General features: G+C 64.3%; 6 protein-coding genes and 2 pseudogenes. 6 read left to right on the forward strand and 2 right to left on the reverse strand.

The annotated features are described in order from the left end of the window. The 5 genes and pseudogenes from AC1DY5_RS30680 to zwf form a co-directional block, all read left to right on the forward strand. The coding region (locus AC1DY5_RS30680; RefSeq protein ID WP_478117608.1) for a hypothetical protein at positions 1-303 on the forward strand (303 nt) is incomplete at its 5' end. Positions 304-542: 239 nt separating this feature from the next. Beyond that, positions 543-809: a DUF4158 domain-containing protein gene (locus AC1DY5_RS30685; protein ID WP_478117610.1), complete on the forward strand. Its 267-nt coding sequence runs from the start codon at positions 543-545 to the stop codon at positions 807-809. Between the two features lie 513 nt (positions 810-1,322). Beyond that, a pseudogene (locus AC1DY5_RS30690) lies at positions 1,323-1,481 on the forward strand (aconitase X); the annotation flags it as partial. A gap of 601 nt (positions 1,482-2,082) precedes the next feature. Next, positions 2,083-3,117, forward strand: coding sequence for a phosphogluconate dehydrogenase (NAD(+)-dependent, decarboxylating) (gene gnd / locus AC1DY5_RS30695; RefSeq protein WP_478117612.1), 1,035 nt, complete (start codon positions 2,083-2,085; stop codon positions 3,115-3,117). Position 3,118: 1 nt separating this feature from the next. Further along, positions 3,119-4,522, forward strand: a complete 1,404-nt coding sequence (gene zwf, locus AC1DY5_RS30700) for a glucose-6-phosphate dehydrogenase (protein ID WP_478117614.1) — start codon at positions 3,119-3,121, stop codon at positions 4,520-4,522. A 155-nt stretch (positions 4,523-4,677) separates the two neighbouring features. Here the strand turns inward: zwf and AC1DY5_RS30705 are convergent, their stop codons facing one another. Then, a complete protein-coding gene (locus AC1DY5_RS30705; protein ID WP_478117615.1) occupies positions 4,678-7,353 on the reverse strand; it encodes a bifunctional acetate--CoA ligase family protein/GNAT family N-acetyltransferase in 2,676 nt (891 codons plus the stop codon). A gap of 201 nt (positions 7,354-7,554) precedes the next feature. Then, positions 7,555-7,767 (reverse strand): hypothetical protein, encoded by a 213-nt coding sequence (locus tag AC1DY5_RS30710; protein WP_478117617.1) that lies wholly within the window; start codon positions 7,765-7,767, stop codon positions 7,555-7,557. 429 nt (positions 7,768-8,196) lie between these two features. Here AC1DY5_RS30710 and AC1DY5_RS30715 point away from each other — a divergent pair. Beyond that, positions 8,197-8,697, forward strand: a pseudogene (locus AC1DY5_RS30715) (recombinase family protein); the annotation flags it as partial. Between the last annotated feature and the right edge of the window lie 389 nt (positions 8,698-9,086).

Genomic DNA, 9,086 nt, shown 5'->3' on the forward strand with positions numbered 1-9,086 from the left:
CTGAAGGACCGCCTGGCCAAGATGGACCTCGGCCTCGAGGTGTCGCCGGCGGCGCTGGCCGAGATCGCCAAGGTCGGCTTCGATCCGGTGTTCGGTGCGCGGCCCCTCAAGCGGGCGATCCAGCAGCGGATCGAGAACCCGCTGTCGAAGCTGCTGCTCGACGGCAGCTTCGGGCCGAAGGACACGATCAGCGTGACCACCGACCCGACCGGAGTGCCGGGCAAGTTCATTTTCTCCAAGGTCGAAGCAGAATTGACGATTGACGATGGCCGGGAGGTCGAAGTCGCTGGCGCTGCTCTCTGAGCTGTTCGGGAAGTACGCGCGCAAGCTGTTGATCTTCAAAGGGAAATTGCTCGCGACCGTATCAATCCGCAATGAAAGTGCCATTCCTCACTCTTCATCGAGCATCCGGAACGACGGCGATGTACATTCCGCCGACAGCCTGATCTGGTCGGTCATGTCCACGTATGTCTATCGCTTCGTCGGCCTGGAAACCCTGCCCGGTCGCCTAACGGACTTCGACCTCCAGCAGTTCTTCCAGCTTGGCACTGGTGGCGTCGATGCGGTATGTGGCCGAAGTGCTGCAGGCACCGACGCTGACGATCGCGAGCCTGCGCAGCCTCTACGAGCGCCGTCCGACGCTGTACGAACACCAGCAGTGGGCCAAGGACTACCTCGGCCTGAGGGACCTCGATCCGACCGCTGAAGCTGCCCTCGTTGCCATGCTGGCGCTTGACGCCGCCGAGGCCGCGCATCGCGGAAGGGGAAACCTCGCGGGCGATCGCGCTGCAGATGCGGGCTTCGATTGAGGCGAACGGAATCTCGGGCCCAGTCCTGGACACGGCGTTGGCCGGGGATCAGGATACGGTGGTCATAGAGCCAGTGGCACGCCGACGTAACCAGATCGTCGGAGTGCGCCCGGCCGGAGCCTTGCACAAGCCGACCACTGCCTGAAGTCCCGAACAGCTCTCTTCCAACGCTGGCAAGGAACGCATCATGATGATCAAAGGTCGACGCGCCCGCCTAGGGTCACTGCAAAGTGACCGTCAATTCAGATGGGGCGCGTCGCTAACCGGGGTTTGCCAGTGCGCCTCGCGCGCATGCGGCATGAGGTGCAGGGTGTCCACGCCCTGCACGGATAGAAGTTCGTCCGGGCACTGGCTCGAACGCTCGTCACAACCCCAACCTCGGATCACGATGCGCGACCAATGCCATGCAAATCCCTCATCGGCTCAGCAATACACAGGTGTTACGCAATCAAGTAATTGTTCATTGAAACGTTGACTGAAAAGGCTTGACAAACAAGTCCCCATAGAAGTGGGCTAGGGGGCGTGTGTTTCTACATCCTCCAGCGCCTCACGAACATCCGCCAGGAGAATGACTGGACCGACCTGAATCCCAACTCTGGCAAGTTGGTCAACACCATCACTGCGCGCACCGATTCAACACCGCTTCGGCGCTGTGCCCAATACCCGAGATGATGCCCGAAATCGATCCAGGTCGTAGCGCGGGCTGGCCGCCTACAACCTCGTGCGCATGCGGACCTTGGCGGAAGTCCGTCCGCTGGCCCCGTAGCGGGTCAGAGAGTGCCGAAAAACCCCGTCCTGGAAGCGGCAAGAGCGGCGAAGGCAGCCGACTGGAAACGTCGAAATCGCCCAGTCGCCTTCCTCAGTGCGCAGGGTGACTTCGACGCGCTTGGTACTTCAGCGGCCTGCCAGAAGTGACGGCAGGTATCCACAGTCTGATCCTTGCGCTTGCGCAGTGCGGTGGTCCTGATCATCGTGCGTGCGACAGCGCACAGACACACCGTTCACAGTGGCGGTATGTTGAAGGTTACCCATGCCTCGTCGAATATCCGGAGCCGACAACGCTGATCGCTACCGTACCAAGCCGCGCGGTGTTGACGACGATCGTCGGATGGATTCGGACTGGTGCCGAATCGAATTGCCGGTTCTTTTGGACGGGGCTTAGCCCAAAGTGAACTATCGGCATCTCTGTTGCCGATTGTTTAATTGTCTGGCCGGTGATGGCGGTAGCAAATGCGAAGCCATCGTACGAATCCTTGTCAAGGGAGTACAGAGAATGCAAATCGGCATGATCGGTCTTGGCCGCATGGGGGCCAGCATGACCACCCGACTCCTTCGCGGCGGGCACGACTGCATCGTCTATGGTCGGCATCCAAAAGGTGTGGGGCAACTTGTTGCGCTCGGCGCGACCAGCGCCGCATCGCTGCGGCACCTGGTATCGACACTGGCGCGACCGCGCTCGATCTGGTTGATGGTTCCTGCCGCGGCGGTCGATGGTCTCTTGAATCAGTTGACGCCGTTGCTGGAGGCCGGCGACATCGTCGTGGACGGCGGTAACTCCTATTACCACGACGATCTGCGCCGCGCTACCGCGTTGCACGAAGCAGGCATCCACCATGTCGACGTCGGGACCAGCGGCGGTATCGCCGGCCTGGATCGTGGGTACTGCCTGATGATCGGCGGCGATGCGGCTGCCGTGCAGCACCTCGTCCCCGTGTTCGCGACGCTGGCGCCCGGCACGGGCGCTGCTGTCCCGACCCCAGGTCGCCGCCCCGGCGCAGGCACGGCCGATCAAGGCTGGCTGCACTGCGGGCCGCACGGCGCGGGCCACTTCGTCAAGATGGTCCACAACGGCATCGAGTATGGTGTCATGGCGGCCTACGCCGAGGGACTGAACATCCTGAAACACGCCAATGTGGGTCAGCACGTAGCGGCTGTCGATGCCGAGACGACACCATTGCGCGAGCCCGGGCATTACCAGTACGAGATGGACCTGCCGGAGATTGCCGAGGTTTGGCGTCGCGGCAGCGTGATCGGATCGTGGCTACTGGACCTGACGGCCGCCGCGCTGGCCACCGATCCGGCGCTGGGAAGTTTTCAGGGCCGCGTTTCCGACTCTGGGGAAGGCCGCTGGACGATCCAGGCTGCCATTGACGAGGCCGTGCCGACGCCGGTGTTGAGTGCGGCGCTCTACGCGCGCTTTAGTTCGCGCGGCGCGGCCGACTTTGCCAATCGCGTGCAGTCGGCGATGAGGCGGGAGTTCGGCGGCCATGTCGAAGTACTCGTCGCAGATCCAGAGTTGAAGGCTTGACATGAACCGCATCCCTTCGCAAGTGGCCGTTTCGTCCGAGGCACTGGTGGTGTTCGGTGCGACCGGAGACCTGACGCACAAGATGATCTTTCCGGCGCTGTACGCCCTGTGCAAACGCGGCGCATTGGCCGTGCCGGTGATCGGCGTGGCCTCTTCGGCGTGGAGCCTGGAACGATTTCGCGCATTCGCGCGGACGAGCATCGAGGGCGATCATGGTGTCGACGATGCACCTGCGCTCGAGCGGCTGCTCTTGCAGCTGCAGTTCGTGAGCGGGGACTACAACGATGCCAACACCTTTGCCATGCTCAAGCAGACGCTGGGTGCACTTGCGCGCCCGGCGCACTACCTGGCAATACCGCCGTCGCTTTTTGCCACCGTCATTCGGGGCCTCGGCACCGCCGGACTTGCTGCGAACGCACGCGTGATCGTTGAGAAGCCGTTCGGCCGCGACCTTGCCTCGGCTCGTGAACTCAACCGCGTCGCGCTGGAGGTGTTTCCCGAAAACGCTGTCTTCCGCATCGATCACTTCCTCGGCAAGGAAGCGATCATGAACATCCTGTACTTCCGTTTCGCCAACTCGTTCCTCGAACCGATCTGGAATCGTCACCATGTGGCGAGCGTGCAGATCACGTTGACCGAGCAATTCGGCGCCGACGGACGCGGCGCCTTCTACGAGAGTGCCGGATGCCTGCGCGACGTGGTTCAGAACCACCTGTTCCAGATCGTCGCGCTGCTTGCGATGGAGCCCCCCGCCAGCCGGGACTTCGAAGCCGTCCATCGCCACAAGGCGGATGTGTTCGACGMAATGCGGCCATTCAAGCCCGATGACATCGTGCGCGGCCAGTACGAAGGGTATCGCGACGAGCCACAGGTGGCGCGCGACTCCGACGTCGAGACCTATTGCGCCGTTCGGCTCCATGTCGATTCTTGGCGCTGGGACGGCGTGCCATGGTATCTGCGCTCGGGAAAGATGTTGCCTGAGACGGCATGCGAAGTGGTGGTGCGCCTCAAGCGGCCGCCGCAGAACCTGTTTGCGGACTCGGCGGTGCGCGAGGATGCGAACTACCTGCGCTTTCATCTGTCGCCGCGTTCGATGATTGCATTGGGAGCACGGGTCAAGCGCGCCGGCAAGGAGTTCGCCGGCGACCAGCGGGAGTTTCGCCTGCTTGAAGAAGAGCCGGACGAGCAGAGTCCGTACGAGCGGCTGCTCGGCGATGCGATGGACGGCGACGGAGCGTTGTTCACCCGCGAGGGTGCCATTGAGGCAGCCTGGGCGGTTGTGGATCCGGTGCTGGTCGACCATCCTCGCTCGATCCTCTACGCGCCGGGCAGCTGGGGTCCGCCGGCCGCGAACCATCTCATCGCAGCCGACGGCGGTTGGCACAACCCCAGGCCCGCGGTCTGACGCTATGCCCTTGCCCATCGAGGACTACGCCTTGATCGGTGACTGTCACACCCCCGCCCTGGTGGCCGCGACGGATCGATCGACGGACTGTACCTGCCTCGCTTCGGTTCGGGCGCGTGGCTCGTGCGTCTTTGCAGCGTCATTCCTGCGATGGATCAAGCCCCGCCGTTGTCGTCCAAAGTCTTGACCATCCGCCGCACGCCCGAGGAGTCCGGCTCGATCGGATCTGCCTTGAAGCCCATGGTGCGCGACAAGCTCAGCATGCGCGTGTTCTCGCGCAGTACGAGGCCGACGAGTCGGCCGATGCCGCGGCTTCTTGCATGGTCGATCAGTTGTTCGAACATCAGCTTTCCCAACCCGAGTCCCTTGAGGTCGGAGCGTACGATGATGGCGAACTCGGCTTCAACGCGGTCTGGATCGCTCACCGTGCGTGCCACGCCCAGCGTCTCGGGCACGCCCTGCGCATCGATGGCCTCGGCGATGAAAGCCATTTCCCGGTCGTAGTCGATCTGGGTCAGTCGCGCCAGTTCGCTGCGCGGAAGCTCGCGTCGCATCTGAAAGATACGCAGGCGCACATCCTCTGGGTCGAGTTGTTCCAGAAAGCGCCGGTGCTGGGCCTCGTCTTCGGGACGGATGGGTCGCACGGTGATCGATCGATCGTTCCAGACATAGGTGCGCATCCACTGCGTGGGGTAGGGAAGGATCGCGAATCGGTCCGCGCCGGCGCCAGGCGCGGCCGCGACGCGTATGCGCGCGTCGAGCGCCAGTGCACCGTTCTCGTCGACCCACAGCGGATTGATATCGAGTTCGGCCAGTTGCGGCAAGTCCGCGAGCATCTGGGACACCGCGATCAGCACATCGTACAGCGCATCCATCTGCGCGGGCGGGTGGTCGCGGTAGCCGGCCAGAAGACGCGACACGCGAGTGCGTGACACGAGTTCACGCGCCAGGCTCCGGTTGAGCGGAGGCAGCCCGACGGCGCTGTCCGCCGTGACCTCCACCGCAGTCCCGCCCTGGCCGCACAGGATGACAGGACCGAACACGCTGTCAATTCGAGCGCCGACGATCACCTCCTGCGCGTGCTTGCGGCGCACCATGGGCTGCAGCGTGAAGCCATCGATGCGCGCCTGGGGCCGGGCGGCATGCACGGACCGCAGCATGTCGCTGACCGCGCGGTCCAGCGATGCCTGATCGCGAAGCCCGAGCATGACACCGCCGACATCGGACTTGTGCGTGATGTCCCGCGAGTCGACTTTGATCACCAACGGATAGCCCACCTCGCGTGCTCCGGAAAATATGGCCTCGGCCGACGCAGCGACCTTCAGCGTCGTAACGACGGGGATGCCGTAAGCCTTGAGCACGGTCTTGGCTTCCTGCTCGCCCAGCCAATCACGGCCTTCCGCCAGCGCCGTGTCGAGTTGCAGCTGCGCCGCAGCGACATCCGGCGCCGGCTGCTCGCTGGCGCTGGGCGCTTCCATCAGGATGTCCTGGTTACGCCGATAGGTCTGCAACATCGCGAAAGCGCGAACCGCTTCTTCCGGCGTCGGATAGTCGGGCACGCCGGCCTCTTCGAAGACCTGGCGCGCCTGCGCGACTGCGGCGTCCCCGAGCCACGCGCTCATGACGCGCGGAACGGTCCGGCGCAGCAATGGAAGGCAAGCGCTCGCGATGTCGTCGCTGCGCACGATCGCGGTCGGCGCGTGGATGAACAGCACGGCGCCGGTCGATTCGTCGGCCAGCAGGGTCGAGAGCGTGGCGGTGTAGCGCTCGATGGGTGCGTCGCCGATGATGTCGATCGGATTCGCATGCGACCAATGGCTCGGCAGCACTGCGTTCAGCCGTGCCATCAGCGCGTCGCCGGGCTCGGCGAGCGCAACGCCGGCGCGCGCCGCTGCGTCGGCCGCCATGACGCCGGCACCACCGCCGTTGGTCATGATGGTGAGCGCTTCACTGCGGTTGCCGCGAAAGCGCGCCAGCGTTTCGGCGGCGATGAATAGATCCTGCAGCGTGTCGACCCGCAACATGCCCGCGCGCCGGATGGCCGCGTCATAGACGACGTCGGAGCCGGCCAGCGCGCCCGTGTGGCTGGCAGCGGCTTGCACGCCCTTGCCCGCGCGCCCGGCCTTGACCACGATCACCGGCTTGTTGCGTGCCGCCGCGCGCGCGGCGGACATGAATTTGCGCGGCGATTCCACCGACTCGATGTAAAGCAGGATGGACCGGGTGCGGGCATCGTTGGCCAGGTGATCGAGCAAGTCGCCGAAGTCGACGTCGCAATGGTCGCCGAGCGACACGAGGTGAGACAGGCCGATCCTTCGGCTGTTGGCCCAATCGAGCATGGCAGTGACCAGTGCGCCGGATTGCGACACGAAAGCGATTTCGCCGGGCAGCGCGTCGGTGTGGGCGAAGCTGGCGTTGAGGCCAATGTGCGGACTCAGCAGGCCGATGCAATTGGGCCCCAAGATACGCATCAGATACGGGCGCCCTGCGTCGAGCGCCGATTGCTTCTGCGCCGTGCTGAGTCCCGCCGTCATGACGATGACTGCACGGGTGCCGAGCGCGCCGAGTTCGGCCACCAGTTGCGCGATCGTGTCTGCCGGCGTGCATAGGAGGGCCAGGTCCGGCGCCGCCGACAGTTGCGCCGCCTTTGCAAACACTGGCACACCGTCCAGGGAGGAGTGCCTGGGATTCACGGCGTAGGCGGGGCCGGCAAAGCTGCCCGCGCGCAAGTTGCGCCAGACGGTGGCGCCGACACTGCCGGGTCGGTTGGAGGCGCCGAAGACGGCGACCGAGGTCGGCGAGAGCAGGCGGTCAAGATGGCGAATTGTCATGAGAGCTCCATAGGGGAACGATCATGCAGGAGCGAGACGTCGCTCATTTGACGAAGGTCAAGCGGTTCGGATCGCCGCTACATGCGCAGCGACTGTCATGTCTGCCGCGCCGAGGGCTTCGAGGCTCAGACTCAGGTCGCGAGGTGATCGCCAACGGACGGCATATGCTTGCCATCTGAATCATGTGAGCGGCGACTGGCGTCAGCGCGAGGCGTAGAAGAAAGTGAATCCGTTCCAAACGTGACGGTAAAAGTGTAACTCCCCGTGGTCTGAAGAGCCTTGTGCGCGGCGAGCCGCATCCAGCAAGGGGTTGGCCACTTTGGAAAGTAAATGTGATACCGCTGTTCCGGCATCGCCCAACTCACGCACCCTTGTTGGGGCGAGTTCATCCTGACCATCATCGACGAGCAGCAACTGTTCGCCATCGTCACGCTGGACCCCAGAAATCAACGAGCCGAGGCTTGGATGCAGAACTCAAGCGAACAGGGCGCTTACAGAGGCGCAGCACCGCCGGGGCGGCTTCCAGGCGAAGCCACCTGATCGATCGTCGACCGAATGAACAGTCGGCCCCGTCTGCCCAGATTGGGGCTGAAGCCCTCAATCTGCGAAGCACCTCGTGGGCGTGGTGCGTCCACCGGCTCGAGAAGCGTGGCGCGAAACTCCTCGTGATTCAACACCTTACGGAGCCCTCGACACATTGGATTCGCGAAGTATCGAATTTGCTTTGCGCGGTTGCGAAGTACCGGATTTACTTTCTTTCTTGCGACGCTAAATCTGTGACTACGACAGCAGCCGCCAGAGGCAAACGGCGCGCGTGGCCGGATCGGATTTACTTTCTTCCACGGCTTCGCGATCGCACCGGCCCGCGTCATCACCGAGACCATCTCGGGCTCCACGCCAGCGTCCGAGCGCAAGGGCTTCGGCAAGCTGCTCGACAAGCTGGAGGCGGGCGACGTGCTGGTGGTCACGAAGCTCGATCGACTGGGCCGCAACGCGATGGACGTCCGCGCCACGGTCGAGGCCCTCGCCGGCATGGGCGTCCGCGTGCAGTGCCTCGCGCTGGGCGGCGTCGACCTCACCAGCCCAGCCGGCAAGATGACCATGGGCGTGATCGCGGCCGTCGCCGAGTTCGAGCGCGACCTGCTGGTCGAGCGCACCCAGGCCGGATTGGCCCGCGCCAAGGCCGAGGGCAAGGTGCTGGGGCGTCCGCGCGCCCTGACCGTGGCCCAGGCGCAGGAAGCGGTCAATCGCCTTGCAGCGGGCGAAGCGGTCGCCGCCGTGGCGCGCGCGCTGAAGACCAGCCGCGCCACCGTCATGCGGGTGCGGGACGCGCAAGAGGCATAAGGTGCTCAGGCTCATCGTCTGCACCGCGGCCAGCAGCCGGACACCCGTCACAGAGGCCCGGAGTGCACCGGAGTGCACCGTTGCGCCCTCGGAGTTTCATCGCGACCTAAATTGGGCTTCATGGCTGGAAGGCAGGATGCAGCCAACTCCACACCTTCGTATGGCTGGCGTCTAGGTCCGCAATCGGGGTAACCGGTCATACACGGGGTACATGGGATCCCGCGGGGCCCGCAGTGGCCCTTCACGTCCGGGGCAGCGGGACTTATTGCGCCGTGACGTTGGTGGCCTTCATCATCTTCTCTGTCAACGCAATCTCCGATTCGAGGCTTTGCGCATATTCCTCGGACTTGCTGGCCACGACAGCGGCGCCGTTGGCTTCGAGCTTTGCG

The organism is Variovorax sp. P4_D9 (genome assembly GCF_056401695.1).

What these genes read in the sequence shown, in the direction of transcription:
- gnd (WP_478117612.1), top strand. Translation starts at nt 2,083, where the DNA reads ATGCAAATCGGCATGATCGGTCTTGGCCGCATGGGGGCCAGCATGACC.
- AC1DY5_RS30705 (WP_478117615.1), bottom strand. Translation starts at nt 7,353, where the DNA reads ATGACAATTCGCCATCTTGACCGCCTGCTCTCGCCGACCTCGGTCGCC.